Source organism: Sphingopyxis sp. BSNA05 (assembly GCF_013265645.1).
Taxonomy (GTDB): domain Bacteria; phylum Pseudomonadota; class Alphaproteobacteria; order Sphingomonadales; family Sphingomonadaceae; genus Parasphingorhabdus.
In genome coordinates this window covers 1-16,539 of the sequence record NZ_PYIA01000144.1, presented here as the reverse complement: position 1 = coordinate 16,539, position 16,539 = coordinate 1, and the positions used below count along the sequence as shown (strand labels likewise).

Sequence of the window (16,539 nt, the reverse complement as noted above, 5' to 3'; positions counted from 1 at the left end):
TTTTCCGATCGAAGCCTCGCTGGTGATGCGGCGCAGAAGATAGGCCTGCCGCCCCTCCTTCAATGCCGTTTCCACACAGCTTTTCTTGTCGATCGCGTCACCAGGCTCCAGCCGCGACAGAATATCCAGAACGATGGTATAGGCTTCGACAAAGGGAAGGAATACGGCATGGCCAATCAACGGCTGGAAGCGGTTGGTGAGACTGGCCAGTTTGACGCCTCCTTCCTCCAGTTTTGCCTGCCAGTCCGGATCGGCACGCTGCAGTTCGGCTTTCAGATTCTCGCGATATTGCTGTTTCTCGGGATAGAAAAATTCGAATTTGAACAGGTCTCGAAGACGGTCGGTTTCTTCCCAGAATATTTCCGCTGCATTGCGGTCCGTAACCTCCCGCGCCTTGAGAACCGACAGCTCGATGATCGCCTTGTCGAGGAAATGATGGATTATGGTGTTGCGATAATAGCTGGCAATCGGATGCTGGTCCGGCTCGATCGCGTAAACCAGCGTCGAGCCTTTGTCATAGCGCACGAGCAATCCGTTATTTACAAGCGTCTCGATGACCCGCTGAACACCCTCCAGATTTTTGTCCGTCAGATCTTCGCTCAGGCGAATGTCGCGCTCCCGGGCCCAGCCGACCAGAAAATTGATGACCGCGCGCAATTCGTCTTCCGTCATCGCGCGCGGGGCGGTGCCCAGCAGACAGAGGCACATCAATGATGTCAGGGTCAGAGGCGTTGCCCGATTGGCCTGTACCGCGACTTCAAACGCCATTTTCGACAGGGCTAGCCGGTCATTCGGGTTGGGCGCCTTTTTAACGACCACCGGTTCGCCGAAATCGACATAGACCTTTCCCATCGGTTCTCGCAGGCTGCGAAGATAGCCGATGAACCAGCTTAATGATTCCGGTTTCTTGATCCGGCCGGTTTGTTCGCTGGCATATTCCTCAACATCCCGGATAAGATCGAAACTGGTGACCACCGGGATGATATGGACGTTTTCAATGTCGTTGCTGTGCGCGCTGTCCATGACATATTTGAGCAGGCCATAACGCGGGGGCATCAGCTTGCCGAGCCGCGAGCGCGTGCCCTCGAAGGCCCAGGTCATCGGGAAGCGTTTTTCCAGCAGATAGCTGACATAATAGCGCAGCACGAGCTTGTAGACTGGGTTGTTCTCGAAACTGCGGCGGATGAAGATGGTCCCAGCACGGCGCAGCATGAAGCCCAGACCGAAGAAATCCAGATTGATGCCACCGAACAGATGTATGAGCGGCAAGTCGTTCTGATAGGCCAGATCGGTGGCGGTCACACCGTCTATATAGGTCTTGTGGGTAAACAGCAGCAAAGTCGGATGTTCCCGCATCGTCTGGCGCAAGCGAGTCAGTTCCTTGCGGTCAAAGACGACATCGTCATCATAGCCCTGGGACAGCATGAACCGGTCGAGCTTTGCCTTCATGTCAATGAACAGCGGGCTTGGCCTTGCGATCAGTTCCTTCATATATTTTGCCGCTTGCTCGTAGAGCACCGCTTCGCTGTCACCCCGTTCGGTGGCGAGCTGGGTCATTGCGGCGCGAAACCGGGCGTCGCTGCGCAGCCCGTCGGCAACATGTCGGGGCACTTTGTAGCGCCGCCCGCGCAATCCGCGTTCGGCGATATCCAGCACAAGCCCGGCCTGGCGAACCACAAAGGCAGCAAATTCACTATTGTCGGTCTGGTCGTAATCCTTGCTGAGCTCGGCAAAATTCTGCTTGAGTTCGCCGATCGTCGCTGGCTGCCCGATCAGACATTGCGCCCGGCGCTTGTTGCGCAAGAGAATGGATCTGGCGCGAAAAGCGCCGGGATTGCGCGGGTCTCCGAAAATGACATGGCGCATCTTGACGGCACGGCTTTTTTCAAAATTGGGAATCCGCCAGGCAATACGTACTGGGACAACGAGCGTATCCGGACTTTCCTTCAGCTTTTCCTCGAGACGGCCGAGGCGCATTTTGGCCCGCTCGTCGGAAATCGGCAGGCTGACCCAGTTAAGCGCCTCGTCTGGCCCGACGTCGGGAATCGATGTCCGGATCCAGTTGAGCAGATAGCGGCGTTCAACCCCGTTGCGCGCGTCGATGACAAACAATTTGGGGCCTTGCGCCAGCAGCGGGCCGGAATTTGCGATTTGCGCTGCTTCGTCCATCCCCACTCCTCGACTCCAGCTTATTCAGCCGCTTCCATTTTCGACGGCTTTGGTGCTGCCGGCTTGCTTGACGGGGTAGATCGGCGGGCGGCCTGCTTGGCAACGGGCTTTTTTGTTACTGTCTTTTTCGTTCCGGCTTTGCGCTTTGTGCTTTTCTTTGGCGCAGCCGTCTTTTTATCCGGTGAACGCTCCTCGTTCACCAGCGCCTCCAGCGCGTCCTCTTCTTCCGCCTGTCCCAGAGCGTCAAGGAACATGCCACGCACTTCCGCGACATGTTGGTTCATCGTCCGGCTGGTCCACTTGCTGGTATCGACTGCAGGCAGGACGTCAACGCGTACCTTTGCGGGGCGCATCAGAAATTCGTTCTTGGGAGCTACATCGCCGGCGTTGTGTATGACGATCGGTACCATGGGCACACCCGCCTGGATCGCCATATGGAAAGCACCTTTCTTGAAAGGCCCGAGTTTCGGCGAAAGCGTCCGCGTGCCCTCTGGAGCGATGACAATGGATTTGCCGTCGATCTTCACCGCATCGATCAGTGGTGCCATCGCCTTGATCGCGCTCCCGGCATTGGCCCGGTCGATGAAGACCGTTCCGGCCAGTTCCATCAATTTGCCGATCACCGGCGTGTCACGCACCTCCTTCTTGGCCACGCCGCCCATGTCCCGGCGGATCAGTTTGGCCAGGATCATAACGTCGGCCTTGCTCTGGTGGTTAAACACGAAAATGCATGGGCGCGAGGTCCAGAGATTCTCCTCACCGGTCACTTCCAGCTCGCAGCCGGTCAAAGCGGTGGCAATATCGCCAAAGAGACCGGTGGAAAATTCATGGCTTCCCGCTTCGATCCGGTCAGCGCCCAGATGGGCAGCGAAGCCACGGCGGAACCGATCAGCGATCCGGTAGCATAGATGGTCCGGACATAATCCACCGGCTTGCCCTGCCCCCGGCTTTCATATTTTTCCAGCGGCCAACCATGTTCGCGCGCCGCTTCGCGCAATTTTGTATTGGGGTTCAACGGCCGCGGCTTGCCCACTCTTTCCAGCAATTCGATATCGTCATAGCTGTCGGAATAGAAATAGCTGTTGTCGAGATCCAGGCCATATTCTGCTGCAAGACCTTCGGCTGCGATCACCTTGCCTTCGCCGAAGCAGAGCGGTCGGATGATATTGCCGGTGAATTCTCCATTCTCGACTTCATATTGCGAACACAGCACATGTTCGATATCGAGATCGCGGGCAGTCGGCTCGATCTGGTAGATGGTGGCGGAGGAGACGATGGCGATCGTATGACCCTTGGCGCGATGGGCCTCGATCAGAGCGCGCGCTTCGGGATAGACTTTGCGGGCAATATGCTTTTCGTAGAGCTCCTCGCCAAATTCGAAATAACTGTCTTCGGTAACGCCCTTCATGAATTTCGCGGCGCCCGACATCAGGCCAGAGAAACCCATGTTGCCGGTGCTGTACTGAGCCATCACATTGATCGTTTCGACCACTTCCTCAGCGGTCATTTCCCGACGCTTGATCTTCTCCCAGAGCATCGCGGTGGCCGAATAGCCGGCAATGATGGTCCCGTCGAAATCGAAAAGAGCGGCAATATGCGCGCCTTCCGGAGCATCCAGCACGTCTTGCAAATGGGATTGATATTCAGCCGTTTTAGTCTTGGTCATTCAAATGTCCCTCGCCGAAAGTCTATCGTGCCAAAAACAGCAGGATTTCCCAGCTTTTAATGGCGAAAAATCGGATTCACCGCGCGATCGGCGGTGAAAGTCCCTTTATGGTTCAACTGTGACCGAAGAGTGAAGATTCTCTGGCCGGAAAGCAGCATAATCAATGCCCGCTTTTTGCCTGTTCGCGCTGGCGGTCGCAAAGGCCGGTCAGGGAAAGTCAACTTTCGCAGCGATGGTCCTCTGGATCACCGTGATCACGCACATCGCGGCATAAACGGTCGCGATGACAGTAAAATATTGGGGCAGCAGGCACATCAGCACAAAGGCGGTGATGGTCTCCGTCCCTTCCGCAAGCCCTGTATTGTAGAAGAAGCTTTTCTTGCCATGCGCGTCGGTTTCGCGGCCCGCTTTCGCCGCCATCACCGCATAAGCGAGGAAGCTGATACCGGTCAGGGTGAAGCTGGCGATCAGGATCATCGCATACGGCAGATTGACCGGGACGGCGAAGCCGAAGCCAAGCGGGACCGCAACGTAAAAGGCAAAGTCGCCGACAATATCGAGATAGCCGCCGAAATCGGATTGCCTGGTTGCACGGGCGACGGCTCCGTCGAGGCCGTCGAGCAAACGGCTCAGCAGCAGCAGCGCCAGACCCAGTAGATAATAGCGATAGCCGATGGCGACGCCCGCGCCGATGCCGATTGCCGCGCCCGCAAGCGTGACCTGATTGGCCGTGATGCCTGCCCGCGCCATCCTCTTGCCAATGGCGTTGAGCGGCGGATCGATCAGCGGCCTTATCCGGGAATCAAGCATCTGGCCTCCTCACGCAAGGGTAATCAGCCCGATCACCGCGCCGGTCATCGCGGTGGCGCAATTGCCGGCGATCCAGCTCTTCATGCCGAGCCCGGCGACTTCCACGCGCCGCGATGGCGTCAGCGTGCCAATCGTCGACACCAGCAAGCCGACGCTGGCGAGATTGGCGAAGCCGCACAGCGCGTAAACCACAATAAGCTGACTGCGCGGATCGAACGTTCCCTCCGGTAGCGCCGAAAGATCGAGATAGGCGACATATTCATTGAGGATCGTCTTGGTGCCCATCAAGGCCCCGGCAGCCGGTGCCTGATCCCAGGGCACGCCCAATGTCCACATCAGCGGCGCGAACAGCCAACCAAATGCGCGTCTGATCGTGACCGCCTGACCGTCAACAAACGGCAAGACGGTCAATATCTGGTCGACCAGCGCCACCAGCGCGAAGACCACCAAGATGATGCCGATAACCGCGAGAAAGACCTGTACGCCTTCCATCGTACCGCGCACAATGGCGTCGATGCTGCCGTCATATTTGAGGCCGGGCTGCTCGTTGCCGGTCTCGGTCTTGCCGTCGCCCGGGACCATCAGGCGGGCCAGCAATATCGCGGCCGGCAGCGAGATCAGCGATGCGGAGATCATATGGCCGACGGCGTTGGGGACGGTAGCGGACAGAGTTGAGGCATATAGAACCAGTATCGCGCCGGAGATGGTCGACATCGCCAGCACCATGACCATGAACAGCTCCGCCCGGCTCATCTTCTCGAAATAGGCGCGCAAAACCAGCGGCGATTCCACTACGCCGAGGAAGATATTGGCGCCGCCGCTGAGGCCAACCACGCCGCTGACCCCCATCGTCTTGCGCAGCGCCCAGGACAGGCCGCGGACGATCCAGGCGAGCACGCCCCAATGCCACAGCAAGGCGGACAGCGCCGAGAAGACGATGACCAGAGGCAATATCTGGAATGCGATGATCAGCGGCGGCTGCGCGCCTTCCTTCAGAACAAAAGGCAATTCGGCCCCGCCGGCATAGCCGAACATATAGGATGATCCGACCAGCGTGGCCTTTTCAATTGCCATCACGCCCTGATTGGCGAGACCGATGATATCCCAGACAAAGGGCACCCGGACGATCACCAGCGCGATGGCAAATTGCAGCAGCAACGCCCCGCCGATCCATTTCCAGCTCGGCCGGGCCTGCCGGTTTCCGACAGCAGCCAGACGAACAGGAGGATCAGCGTCAGGCCGATCAGGCCCTGGCCTTGCTGCAAGATTGCCATCATCCGCGCATCCAGTCGTGATAACGCTCGACCCAGCGCAGCAGGCCTTGCGGCGCATGCGCCCGTTTCCATTCGCCGGCGGCATATTTATTCGCTTCCGCCATCGTCGGATAGGTGTGGATCGTCCCCAAAATCTTGTTCAGGCCGAGCTTGTATTTCATCGCCAGCACATATTCGGCGAGCAGTTCCCCGGCATGGTCGCCGACAATGGTGACGCCCAGGATCTTGTCCTTGCCCGGCGGGGTCAATACTTTGACAAATCCCTTGGTAGCGCTGTCCGCAATCGCCCGGTCCAGCTCGTGCATCTGATAGGTCGTGACTTCATAGGCGATGTTCTGCGCCTTGGCGTCCTGCTCGTTCAGGCCGACCCTCGCAATTTCGGGATCGATGAAGGTGGTCCACGGGATCACCCGATAGTCGGCCTTGAACTTGCGGAACTGGCCGAACAGGGCGTTGACCGAAGCAAACCACGCCTGATGCGATGCCACATGAGTGAACTGATAGGGGCCTGCCACATCACCAGCGGCAAAGATATTGGGATAGAGGGTGGCCAGATAGTCGTCGGTCACCACCGTTTTGTCGGTTTCAATGCCCAGCTCTTCCAGTCCAAAGCCGTTCAGACGCGCGCTGCGCCCGACCGCAACCACCAGCGCGTCGAAGGCGATGCTCTTCTCTTCGCCATTTGCGTTGAGGATCAGGCGCTTCTCGCCGTCCACGAGTTCACAGCGGACCGCGTCATGGCCGGTCAATACTTCGACGCCCGAGCTTTGCTGCGCGCCGAGAGCCAGTTCCGCGACTTCATCATCTTCGCGCGCCAGCAGGTGATCCGAACGCTCGACCTGCACCACCTCCGCTCCCAGCCGGGCAAAAGCCTGACTCAACTCGCAGCCAATCGGGCCGCCGCCGAGTATGATCATCCGCTTGGGAATATCGTCCATCTGCGCGAACTCTTCCCACAGCGTATCGCTGGTGACATAGCCGACTTCATCGAGGCCGGGCAGATCGGGCACAAACGGCCGGCCGCCGGTCGCGATGACGATGGAGCGGGTGGTGAGCCTCTGTGTCTCGCCGTCCTCGCGCTTGATCTCGACCGTCCACGGATCGACAATCGTCGCATAGCCCTTCACCACATCGACGCCGAGACCGGTATAGCGTTCGACGCTGTCATGCGGTTCGATCTCCGCGATAACGCCGTGGATGCGCTGCATCACCGCCTTGAAATTATAGGTCGGTTCGACCTTGTCCAGACCATAAACATCGCCGTGACGCATCTGTTCGGCAACCTTGGCGCTCTTGATCAGCGCCTTGCTGGGCACACAGCCGTAGTTGAGGCAGTCGCCACCCATTTTCGATGCTTCGACCAGCGTCACCTTGGCTTTTACCGTGGCCGCAATATAAGAGGAGACCAGACCGGCGGCACCGGCACCGATCACCACCATATTGCGGTCATATTTTTCGGTCTGGTCCAGCGCGCATAGACTTTCCGGCGCTTGATCAGTCCGACGATCCACTTGCCGATCCACGGCGTTATACCGAGCGCGGCGAAGGACAATAGCAGGCCGGGCGAGCCGATATCGCTGACCTCGTCGATATTGGCGAGCTGGGTCCCCGCGTTAACATAGACCACTGTGCCGAGCAACATGCCGATCTGGCTGACGATATAGAAGGTGCGCGCCTTGATTGCGGTCAGCCCCATCAGCAAGTTGATCAGGAAGAACGGGAATATGGGGACCAGTCGGAGAGTCAGCAGGTAGAAGGGCCCGTCTTTCTCGACGCCGTCGTCGATAGCCTTCAATCGGTCACCGAAACGCGCCTTGATCGTGTCACGGAACAGATAGCGCGACGACAGGAAGGCGATGGTCGCGCCGATTGTCGAGGCGAAGGACACGATGATCGTGCCGGCTAGGACGCCGAACAAGGCGCCAGCCGCGAGCGTCAGAATGAGCGCGCCCGGCAGGGATGCCGCCGTCGCCGCCACATAGACCAAGAAGAAGATGCCGATAACGAGCACGGGCGCCGCCCGATATTGCGCGTCAAAGGCGGCTTGCTGCTCCTTCAGATTGGCGAGCGTCAACTGCGAACCGAGATCGAAATAGAAGAAGCTGGCGAAAGCTATGGCGAACAGCAGGAGGATCAGTATTTTTTCATGTAATTCTTTCCGCCCGACGGGGCTCCGCTGCACTGGCCAGCCTTGAATATCGTCTCCTATATGGAGCTTCTGCCCGCTTTGGAACCTAGCGTAATTTCCGGTTCAGGTAGAATTTCTTTTGTAACCTTTGGTCTTGTCTGGCCGATAGGCTTTCCGGAACGGAAGCGCCAAGCTCCACCAGAAGTCCGCCGGACTGTCGGTCTGATATTCCTCCAGACCGATTGTCATGTCGTCATGGCCGGCTTCCGGTTGCGCGACATAGGTGCGGAATAGCCGGTCCCACAGGGCGATGCTGAAACCGTAATTGCTGTCGGTTTCGCCGGGCACGATCGAATGGTGAACGCGGTGCATGTCCGGGGTGACGAGGAACAGGCGCAGCCGTCGGTCCAGCCAGCCGGGCAGCCGCAAATTGCTGTGGTTGAACATCGCGCACAGATTGAGGACAAGCGCAAAGACGAACACCGCGAGCAGGCTCGGCCCGATCAACAGCACCAACAGGCATTTGTACAGCATCGACAGGATGATCTCGACCGGATGAAAGCGTATTCCGGTCGTTACATCGATGTCGCGGTCGGCATGATGAACCTGGTGAATGGCCCACAGCAGCGGGATCTTGTGGGTCGCGATATGCTGCCCGTAAATCGCCAGATCGAGCAGGATCAGGGCGAATGCAAATTCCACCCATGCAGGCCAGTCTGTCCAGTTGAACAGCCCGATATGATTTTGCGCCGCATAGCCGGCGACAGCGAGCGCGGCGGCCGGCCCCATCAGCCGAAGCGCAACGCTGTCCAGCAGGATGATCACTATATTGGTCCGCCAGCGTCTGGCCCGCGACAGCGAACGCTGGCGGCGCGGAAACAGGGCCTCGCTGACGGCGAGAATCGCGAACAGCAGCACGGACAGGAGCAGGCCATATTGAGCGAGATTGTCTGTCATGAAAGCGGTTTTTTCTGGCCATTCGGGTTTTCCTCGTTCGGGTCTATTCTCGTCACCGCCTATAGCAGAGATCGACCCGGCAAAAGGCGATATTCCAGAAACCCCGGTTTTCCAGGGCGTTCAGGGCATAGACAGAGCTGCCCCCTGCCCGTCTCTCCCGGGATTCCGCGAGACATCCCAATATGGGTTGCAGCGCTGCGCGATGATCGCTAGATGCTGCCCCGTCTATGAGGTGCGTTGGCTGAGTGGTCGAAAGCGCCGCACTCGAAATGCGGTATGCCAGCAATGGTATCTAGGGTTCGAATCCCTAACGCACCTCCACAGACCTTGCGGCTTTCCGGGGCCGGACCTGCCCCACAGCTTCGGCGCTTGCCGCTCCTTCTTGCCCAAGACCATCGCTCGAATGGATTTTTTCAAGACCGCACAACAAGAGCTTTACTTATATCTAATATAGTTATATGTAATATGCATATTAGATAATGAGGCTGGACATGGACGACAGAGAATTTCTCGAAAATTATGATCCTGCGCAATATGATCGCCCGTCGGTGACCATTGATCTGGTGCTGATGAGCATATTGAATGGTTCTCCGGCGATCCTGCTCACCCGCCGCGCGCAGCAACCCTTCTCAGGTAGATGGGCTTTGCCTGGCGGATTTCTTCAGATGCACGAAAGCCTCGATGAAGCGGCGCGGCGCATCTTGCAGGAAGATACGCAGATTGCCGACGCCTATGTTGAACAGCTCTACACTTTCGGCGCACCCGATCGCGATCTCCGCATGCGGGTGTTGACCGTGGCCTATTTTGCCCTGCTGCCAGCGAAGCATTTCGAAGCGGCGCTGAAAGACAATCCCGCGCTCACGCTGGCGGAAATCGAAGTGCCGTGGCCCGGAGAAACGGGCGGGCCGGTCGCCGCGCTCGACAGCGATTGCACGCCCCTGCCGCTGGCGTTCGATCATGCTGAAATATTGGGCCTGGCCATCAAGCGGCTGCGCGGCAAGCTGGACTATTCGCCCGTAGCCTTTGCTCTGCTGCCCTCCCTTTTCACATTGCGCCAGTTGCAGGACGTACACGAATCAATCCTGGGCGTAAAATTGAACAAGCCCGCTTTCCGGCGCAAAATGCTCGATCGAAACTGGATCAGCGGCAGTGGAAAGCGCGAGACCGGTGCCTCGTTCCGGCCGGCAGAATTATATTATTTCAACCAGGACAACGAAAGAAACGATCATGGCACAGATACGTAACTTTGCATTTCTCGCGCAATTGCGCAGCGACGCCAGCCATTTTGTCATTCGCTACCGCAAAGGTTCGGTCCGGCAGAGCGGCAAGGGATTGGTCTTCTGGTTCCGTCCGGAAACGGCAAGTATAGCCGAACTGCCGATGGACGACCGCGAGATGACGATTTTCATCAAAGGTCGCAGCGCCGATTTTCAGGATGTGAACGTGCAAGGCGTACTCAACTGGCGCATTGCAGATCCCGAGAAAGTGGCAGAGCGGATCGATTTCACGATCAGCTTGGCCAACGGGCAATATATCCGGGACCCGATTGAACGGATCGAGACCCGGCTGGCGGGATTGGTCAATCAGGCCACCGTGCAATATCTCGCCGAAGCCACAGTCCGCGAATTGCTTGATGCCGGCGTGGAGCCCCTGCGGCAGAGGCTGGAGACGGCGCTGGCTGGCGAACCGGCGCTGAATGACATTGGCCTTGCGATCGTGGCGGCCCGGCTGAACAATCTGGCCCCGAGCAGCGAGCTGGAACGCGCCCTGCAGACACCGACATTCGAGGCCCTACAGCAAAAGGCGGATGAGGCCGTGTTTGAACGTCGCGCTCTGGCGGTCGAGAAAGAGCGCGCTATCGAGGAAAATACGCTCAACAACAAAGTCGAGCTCGCCCGTCGCGAAAAATTGCTGATCACCGAAGAAGCGGAAAACAGCAAGAGCCGGGCCATGGCTCGGGCAGAGGCGCAACAGGTCGAAGCCAATGCTGAGGCCGCACGGATCCGCACGATCGAGACGGCCAATGCGGAAAGTGAAACGGCGCATATCGCTGTCTATCGCGATCTGGCACCTGGCGTCCTGCTGGGTCTAGCCGCCCGGGAAATGGCCGGAAAGCTCGACAATATCGAACATCTCAACATCACGCCGGATATTCTGGCCGCGGTCATGCGGGAATTCGGCGGCAAGGTTGAGGGGGCACAGCATGTCGCACTCACGCCGCAGCCGCAGGAAAATGACCCCGGCCCGACGGTACCCAAAACCCGGCGCAGCAGAAAGACATGACCTCGATTTCACCAAGAGCGGTCTTTGTCACCCGCGAAACCGACTATGAACTGTTGCTCTCGCGACATGCGACGCACGAGCAAGCCCGGTTTCATCTCGAAACGCGCGGACAGAAAATATCGGAAGTGGAACACAGGCATGCGGATTTTATCGACACGCTGAAACAGGCGCGCGCGGTCGTGCCTCCGGATTGGAAACAGACGCTTGTCCGGCGGAGCGACCTGAACCGGTTCCTCTTTGCTCCCGATGATGTGATTATCGCGGTCGGACAGGACGGGCTCATTGCCAATGTGGCCAAATATCTGGACGGGCAGACAGTCTTCGGCGTCAACGCTGCGCCACAACTCTATGATGGCGTTCTGGTGCGCCTGCGAGTGGACCAGCTGTCCGCCCGGTTGTCCGACTATCTCCACCAGGATATTGACGTCCAGCGCAGAACCATGGTGGAGGCGGTGCTGGACGGCGGCGAAAGGCTTTTTGCGCTCAACGAACTATTTGTCGGCCATCGCAGCCACCAGTCTGCTCGCTACAGGATCGCACAAGGGGACCAGCAGGAAAACCAGAGTTCCAGCGGCGTCATTGTAGCCAGCGGTACCGGCGCAACGGGCTGGGCACGCTCGATCATGGAGGCGACCGGTGCAAAGCTTTCTATTCTCCCCGAAGAAGCCGCGATCGCCTATTTTGTCCGCGAACCCTTCCCCAGCATATCAACTGGAACCAGCATGCGCGCCGCTAAGCTGAAACACGGGTCTCTGGAAATCACCTCGCGGATGAATGAAGGCGGCGTTGTCTTTGCCGATGGTATCGAGCAGGACTTTCTGAGCTTCGACTGGGGCCGCAAAATTGACATCCAGCCCTCCCGCAGAAATCTTCATCTCGTCGCCAGCTAGAATATGATCCAGGTCAGTTGGCAGGATTGATTATGTGCTCCGTTGCCGGGAGCAACGGCGGGTCCGCGCCGTCGAAACATTCCGCCATCGCCCAAGACCGCCCTCTCTCCTGACTATTCGAGCGAAGAAATCTTTGTGCCAATGGATGAGAAATGCATTTCGCTTCGTTCTCCTTGCACAACCAGAATGGAGATATGGAAATGAGAACTGCATTTTTGACAACCAGCTTAGCCATTGCCGCCATTGCTGCCACCCCTCTGGCCGCCCATGCCGGACAGGAAAGCCATGTGGAAATCCGGAAAACGCCGATTGCCGGTCAATATGACAAGCATTGGTATAACTATCTGGCGGATGTGCTGGAAGCCGACAAGGAGCTGAAAAGCGATCTGCGCCGGGCGACCGATGCGGAAGACACGCGCGAGGCATGGGAGGAATATGAAAATGAACTTGTTGATGCCGACAAGGATTATGTCGAGGAAATGCGGGATCGCAATTTTCGGGTTGGCCGGGTCACGGTCGGCGACTAGACTTTTCCGGAGAGTTTAACAAAAGGCGGGGTTTGATCCCCGCCTTTTTTGTGGCGATCTGCCGCAATGATTCGCGCTTCCGGGAAAGACCGCTCGATCGGGCGTCGATACCCGGTCGCTATTTCCAGCCATTTTCCATCAATTGGCGTTCGCCGTCCGCATCCACCGGAGCATCGGCCATCATCGCCGCGGCGCGGGCGTTGATTTCGCTGCTCGAAGCCTGCCGATAGCCGCTTGTCGCCTTGCCGGGGAGCATGTCCTCCAGCTGCCAGTGGCCGTCGGCCTTGCAGGCAATACCAGCAAGCGCTTCGCCGTCAAAGCTGCGGCAAATCTGATCCGACCTTGAACGGAAGGTCAGACCGATACGATAGCGGCTGTCTTCGCCCTGGACCGAGGCAAGCTGCTTTTCCAGAGCGGTTTCGAGTTGGCCACTGGCGATCAGCGCGCCCTCCTGCTGGGCAACCGGACCGGCATTCTGGCCGAGGCCGAACTGGCCGACCACGATGCCCAGCGCCAGGGTTGCGGCCATCGCGCCCCATTGCGCGATGCCGAAACCAGTTCGGCCGGCGCGTTTCCGGTCTTCCCCGGCTTTTCGCTCGGCAAAGCTGTTATCGACATTATTTTCCATCGAAGCGGTCAGCAGCGCGGTCAGGCGATCCGGCACAGGCTCTTGCGCGACGGGATCATAATGGGCGGCGAGCCGGCTTTTAAGGGCCCGTTCTCTGGCGATGCGATCGGCCAGTAGATTGTCCGTTTCCATCGCCTTTTCGATCCGCTTGGCGGTCACCGCATCGCATTCGCCATCGACATAGGCGATGATCGTTTCGTCATCAAAGGTCATGCCGCTTCTCCCAGTCCGCGTTGCAGCGCTTCTCGTCCGCGAACCAGTCGCGAAGTCAGGGTGCCGATCGGTATGTCAAGCAACTCTGCCGCCTCCTTATAGGCAAAGCCCTCGACCAGGACGAGCACGATGGCTTCGCGCTGTTCGAGCGGTAACAGGTCCATCGCCCGGTCGACATCGGAAAGTTCCATCCGCTCTTCCATGCGCTGGTGATCGTCGCCCGCAACATTCTGCATCGCGTCATCATCATTGGCGACATGCTCCCGCCGCCCCGCCGCCCGGACCGTGTCGATCCAGATATTTCTCGTAATCCTGTACATCCAGCTATCCAGTCTTGTTCCCGGTTGATATTGGTCACGCTTGTTCAGCGCACGCTCGAGGGCCATCTGACACAGATCATCTGCATCATCGATATTGCGCGTTAGGCTGCGGGCGAAACGCCGCAATTGCGGGAGCAATGCCAGCAGATCCTGTTCAAATGCCATTCAGCGCGGATATCCTTTATTGATGGTCTATGGATGAAACGATGGAGCCGGTTCGTTTAATCCATGAACGCAAAAAAGCAAACGGGCAATGGCCTGTCTCTACCGGAAGGATTGAAGACATGAAAGCAGCGCGATACTGGGTGATGATCCTGATCGTCTTCGTTCCGGCCGCGGCATGGGCCCAGCTATCGCTGCCCGGCGTCGGGCCGGGCCTTGGTCTCCCCGACCGGACTGTCGGAGAGGCAAGCAGCAAGATAATCGATCCAATCACCGGTTCGCTCGAAGCTGATCTGCTCGACCGGCTGAGCAGGTCGGAGCTGACAGCATTGCTCGACCGCCTGCGCATGGACCGGACCAGCCGGTTCCTGCGAGACAATCGGGCGCATGTGGAGCGAGACGAAAATGGCGATCCCGCGGTGCGCGGCATATTGGTGGCAACCGACATCTCCGAAGCATCGGTCAGCAAGGCCGTGGCCAGTGGTTTCACCGTGTTCGAGCGCGGCCGGATCGACGGGCTGGACCTGAACTTCGTGAAATTTTCGACGCGCAAGGGCGAGAGCCTGAAGTCGGAGCAGAAGAAGCTTCAGAAAATCGCGCGTGAGGCAGAGATCAGCGGTGACAATATCTACTTCACCAGCGCCACTCCCTCGTCTTGCGGCGGTTGCGGTGCCCTGCCCGCTGCGTTGCTGGCCGGCGGTGCTGCAAAAACTGCAACCATCGGTCTGATTGACGGCGGCGTCGCCAGACATGGTCTGATAAAAATCCCTGTCGAACAGCGCGGCTTTGCCAAGGGAGCGCCGCTAGCGAGCGCGCACGGCACGGCCATCGCGTCGCTGATTTCCATGAGCCGGAAAGACAGCGGGACCGGCCTGCTGGCGGCGGACATCTATGGCAGCGATCCGGCGGGCGGCAATGCAACCGCGATAGCACGTGCGCTCGGCTGGATGGCGACGCGGAAAATTCCTGTCGTTACCATCAGCCTCGTCGGGCCGGACAATGGTTTGCTCCGCCGCGCGATCCGCTCTGCCCAGGGCAAGGGCATGCTGATCGTGGCTGCCGTGGGCAATGACGGGCCGGCGGCCCCGCCGCGCTTTCCGGCCGCCTACAAGGGCGTGCTCGGCGTGACGGGCGTGGATCGCCGGCACAAGGCACTACCGGAAGCCGGGATTGCCACGCCGGTCGATTTCGCCGCCCCCGGCGCAGATATCATGGGCGCTTCTCCCGATGGCAAGACTGTGCCGTTGCGCGGCACTTCCTATGCCGCTCCCCTGGTAGCAGCACGTCTCGCCGCGCATTATCCTGCCCCCGATATAGCAGCGATCGAAAAGGCGGTGAGCGCGTTGATCGGCGAAGCCGGGATCTTGGCAAAAAGGGCGCGGACAAGGTCTATGGCCATGGTCTGGTCTGCGAAAATTGCGCCGACCGATAAATATTCCGATTTTTTGCGCGGGACGGATTAATCCGGAACGCCGGCGCGTTCTCCTGACAGATGGCGAAAAAATGCATCGCCACAGAAGGAGAAACATCATGAAAAAGTCGATCACAAATATCTTCACCGGCACTTTCACAATCGCGTTTCTGGCGACAGCGCCCGCATCGGCCCAGCTGCTCGGCGGCAGCGGCGGCCTCGGGGGTTCGTTGGGCGGTTCCCTGGGGGGCAACATCGGTTCGGGAGTGGACACGATCGGCCAGACCGGCGGAACCGTTGCCGGCCGGGGCGGAGTGACCAGCTCCACGAAGGTTGACCGGACGGTGGACACGCAGTCGGGCCGGGTCGCCACCGACGCCAACAGCAATTCCAGTGCCAATGGCTCGCTGCTCGGCGGGGTCGATGCCTCGAATAATATCATCAACGGGACAGCAAACGGGGCGGCGAGCGGCTCGGCTTCCGGCTCGGCCAGCAGCAGCACCGATACGACTTTGATCGGCACCGACGCCGTGCGCTCGGCCGCCGGGCAAGCGGTGGGAACAGCGCGCAACAGCGTCGGCAGCGCACGATCAGCGGCCAGTGGCGCTGCATCCACCGCCACCGGAACCGCGCGTAACGCTGTCAACGGCGCGAGAGGCACCGGGTCGCTTGCCGGCAGCATCGCTGCCAGCGGTAGCACGATGGCGATGGGCAATCTCGGCCAGCTCGCCGCTTCGGGCAGCACTGCGGCCAATGCTGACGGCATGTTCGCCATTACCCCCGGAATGCCGATCGAAGACCCTAAAGGTCGCGTGGTTGGCTATGTCCAGGCTGTCCAGCAAACCGGCTCAGGCGTTGTGAGTGCCGTGGTTGTCGAAGCCGGCAACCGCACGGCCACCCTTCCCGCAGCTAATTTTGCCGGATCGGGTGATGTGCTGATCACCGGAATGAGCAAAGGTGAAATCAAACAGGCTGCCAAGCAGCAGGAAAAGACGCCGCAAAGCCAGAACAGCCAGTAAGGAGCTTGCCGGCAGGCTGCCCATGACCGGAAGCCCCCGCTTTAACCTGTCGGCAAAGGGCGCGTCAGACTATAGTCTGACG

17 protein-coding genes and 1 tRNA gene are annotated in these 16,539 nt (G+C 59.0%); 7 read left to right on the top strand and 11 right to left on the bottom strand.

Translation table 11 applies throughout. The features are described from left to right. The 9 genes from C8024_RS16915 to C8024_RS16890 form a co-directional block, all read right to left on the bottom strand. The coding region (locus C8024_RS16915) for a glycerol-3-phosphate 1-O-acyltransferase (RefSeq protein ID WP_173207314.1) at positions 1–2,169 on the bottom strand (2,169 nt) is incomplete at its 3' end. A 20-nt stretch (positions 2,170–2,189) separates the two neighbouring features. Continuing rightward, a complete protein-coding gene (locus C8024_RS22140; protein WP_254306036.1) occupies positions 2,190–2,957 on the bottom strand; it encodes a 1-acyl-sn-glycerol-3-phosphate acyltransferase in 768 nt (255 codons plus the stop codon). Further along, entirely contained in the window at positions 2,954–3,835 is an 882-nt protein-coding gene (locus C8024_RS22135) for an HAD family phosphatase (protein ID WP_254306035.1), read from the bottom strand. The genes C8024_RS22140 and C8024_RS22135 overlap by 4 nt, the downstream gene beginning before the upstream one ends. A gap of 207 nt (positions 3,836–4,042) precedes the next feature. Beyond that, on the bottom strand, positions 4,043–4,645 hold the full coding sequence (locus tag C8024_RS16905) for a CDP-alcohol phosphatidyltransferase family protein (RefSeq protein WP_173207311.1): 603 nt from the start codon (positions 4,643–4,645) through the stop codon (positions 4,043–4,045). A gap of 9 nt (positions 4,646–4,654) precedes the next feature. Next, positions 4,655–5,803: a NupC/NupG family nucleoside CNT transporter gene (locus C8024_RS16900; RefSeq protein ID WP_254306034.1), complete on the bottom strand. Its 1,149-nt coding sequence runs from the start codon at positions 5,801–5,803 to the stop codon at positions 4,655–4,657. Beyond that, a complete protein-coding gene (locus C8024_RS22130) occupies positions 5,773–5,922 on the bottom strand; it encodes a hypothetical protein (protein WP_254306033.1) in 150 nt (49 codons plus the stop codon). The genes C8024_RS16900 and C8024_RS22130 overlap by 31 nt, the downstream gene beginning before the upstream one ends. Further along, positions 5,919–7,430, bottom strand: a complete 1,512-nt coding sequence (locus C8024_RS16895; RefSeq protein WP_367947407.1) for an NAD(P)/FAD-dependent oxidoreductase — start codon at positions 7,428–7,430, stop codon at positions 5,919–5,921. The genes C8024_RS22130 and C8024_RS16895 overlap by 4 nt, the downstream gene beginning before the upstream one ends. Next, entirely contained in the window at positions 7,349–8,101 is a 753-nt protein-coding gene (locus tag C8024_RS23740; RefSeq protein ID WP_367947406.1) for a TVP38/TMEM64 family protein, read from the bottom strand. The genes C8024_RS16895 and C8024_RS23740 overlap by 82 nt, the downstream gene beginning before the upstream one ends. A gap of 69 nt (positions 8,102–8,170) precedes the next feature. Continuing rightward, entirely contained in the window at positions 8,171–9,004 is an 834-nt protein-coding gene (locus C8024_RS16890) for a sterol desaturase family protein (protein ID WP_173207308.1), read from the bottom strand. A gap of 231 nt (positions 9,005–9,235) precedes the next feature. On the opposite strand from C8024_RS16890, the gene C8024_RS16885 reads away from it, so the two are divergent. The 5 genes from C8024_RS16885 to C8024_RS16865 all read left to right on the top strand — a co-directional run bounded on the left by C8024_RS16885 (position 9,236) and on the right by C8024_RS16865 (position 12,704). Next, a tRNA-Ser gene (locus C8024_RS16885) sits at positions 9,236–9,325 on the top strand. Between the two features lie 170 nt (positions 9,326–9,495). Then, a complete protein-coding gene (locus C8024_RS16880) occupies positions 9,496–10,248 on the top strand; it encodes an NUDIX domain-containing protein (protein WP_173207305.1) in 753 nt (250 codons plus the stop codon). After that, entirely contained in the window at positions 10,232–11,287 is a 1,056-nt protein-coding gene (locus C8024_RS16875) for an SPFH domain-containing protein (protein WP_173207303.1), read from the top strand. The genes C8024_RS16880 and C8024_RS16875 overlap by 17 nt, the downstream gene beginning before the upstream one ends. Then, the gene (locus C8024_RS16870) at positions 11,284–12,177 is read left to right on the top strand and encodes an NAD(+)/NADH kinase (protein WP_173207301.1); all 894 of its coding nucleotides are present in this window, start codon (positions 11,284–11,286) and stop codon (positions 12,175–12,177) included. Before C8024_RS16875 ends, C8024_RS16870 begins: the two co-directional genes overlap by 4 nt. Before the next feature lie 200 nt (positions 12,178–12,377). Continuing rightward, positions 12,378–12,704 (top strand): hypothetical protein, encoded by a 327-nt coding sequence (locus C8024_RS16865; RefSeq protein ID WP_173207299.1) that lies wholly within the window; start codon positions 12,378–12,380, stop codon positions 12,702–12,704. Positions 12,705–12,822: 118 nt separating this feature from the next. On the opposite strand, the gene C8024_RS16860 is transcribed toward C8024_RS16865, so the two are convergent. Together C8024_RS16860 and C8024_RS16855 are read right to left on the bottom strand one after the other, a co-directional pair. Continuing rightward, the gene (locus tag C8024_RS16860) at positions 12,823–13,545 is read right to left on the bottom strand and encodes an anti-sigma factor (protein ID WP_173207297.1); all 723 of its coding nucleotides are present in this window, start codon (positions 13,543–13,545) and stop codon (positions 12,823–12,825) included. Next, positions 13,542–14,030, bottom strand: a complete 489-nt coding sequence (locus tag C8024_RS16855) for an RNA polymerase sigma factor (RefSeq protein WP_173207295.1) — start codon at positions 14,028–14,030, stop codon at positions 13,542–13,544. Before C8024_RS16855 ends, C8024_RS16860 begins: the two co-directional genes overlap by 4 nt. Before the next feature lie 119 nt (positions 14,031–14,149). On the opposite strand from C8024_RS16855, the gene C8024_RS16850 reads away from it, so the two are divergent. Together C8024_RS16850 and C8024_RS16845 are read left to right on the top strand one after the other, a co-directional pair. Next, positions 14,150–15,490 carry a S8 family serine peptidase gene (locus tag C8024_RS16850; RefSeq protein ID WP_173207293.1) on the top strand — a complete coding sequence of 447 codons (1,341 nt, stop codon included), beginning with the start codon at positions 14,150–14,152 and terminating at the stop codon, positions 15,488–15,490. A 67-nt stretch (positions 15,491–15,557) separates the two neighbouring features. After that, positions 15,558–16,457, top strand: a complete 900-nt coding sequence (locus C8024_RS16845) for a hypothetical protein (protein WP_173207292.1) — start codon at positions 15,558–15,560, stop codon at positions 16,455–16,457. Positions 16,458–16,539 lie beyond the last annotated feature (82 nt).